This window comes from Streptomyces sp. AC627_RSS907, from assembly GCF_019049165.1.
Window position 1 is genome coordinate 1 of the sequence record NZ_JAGMUE010001034.1, and the last position, 669, is coordinate 669.

Here is a 669-nt window from a genome sequence, read left to right on the forward strand (position 1 = left end):
CGACGCTGCACGCCGACGAGCCGACGCCCGAGGTCGACTGGTCGGCGGGCGCCGTGTCGCTGCTGTCCACCGCCCGGCCGTGGCCGGAGACCGGCCGCCCGCGCCGCGCCGGCGTCTCCGCCTTCGGCATGGGCGGCACCAACGCCCACGTGATCGTGGAACAGGCAGACACTGAACACACTGAACACGCTGAACCCGCCGCGCACGCCGACCCCGAGCGCGCCGAGTCCGCGCCGGCCGACGACGCCGGCGCGCGGGGCACGGAGCACGAGGCGCTGCCGTGGGTGGTGGCCGGCAAGACGGAGCGGGCGCTGACCGCCCAGGCGGCGCGGCTCCGCGACCACCTGGAGCGCCACCCGGAGCTGCGCCCGCTGGACGTGGCGGGCACCCTGGTCGACGGCCGGGCCGCCCTGGAACACCGCGCCGTCGTCGTCGGAGCGGACCGTACGGAACTCCTCGCCGGCCTCGACCAGCTCGCCCGCGACGCCGAAGGCGCCGGCCGCCCCGACGGCGCCCACGTCGTTCGCGGCACCGTCACCCCCGCCGCCGACCGCCCCGTCTTCGTCTTCCCGGGCCAGGGTGCCCAGTGGGTGGGTATGGCGCGGGAGTTGATGGCTTCGGCTCCGGTGTTCGCGGAGTCGATGGCGCGTTGTGGCGAGGCGTTGGCCC

1 protein-coding gene is annotated in these 669 nt (G+C 76.8%); it reads left to right on the forward strand.

What is annotated here, in order from left to right; all coding sequences use genetic code 11:
- The coding region (locus KUM32_RS40100) for a ketoacyl-synthetase C-terminal extension domain-containing protein (protein ID WP_217146640.1) at nt 1–669 on the forward strand (669 nt) is incomplete at both ends.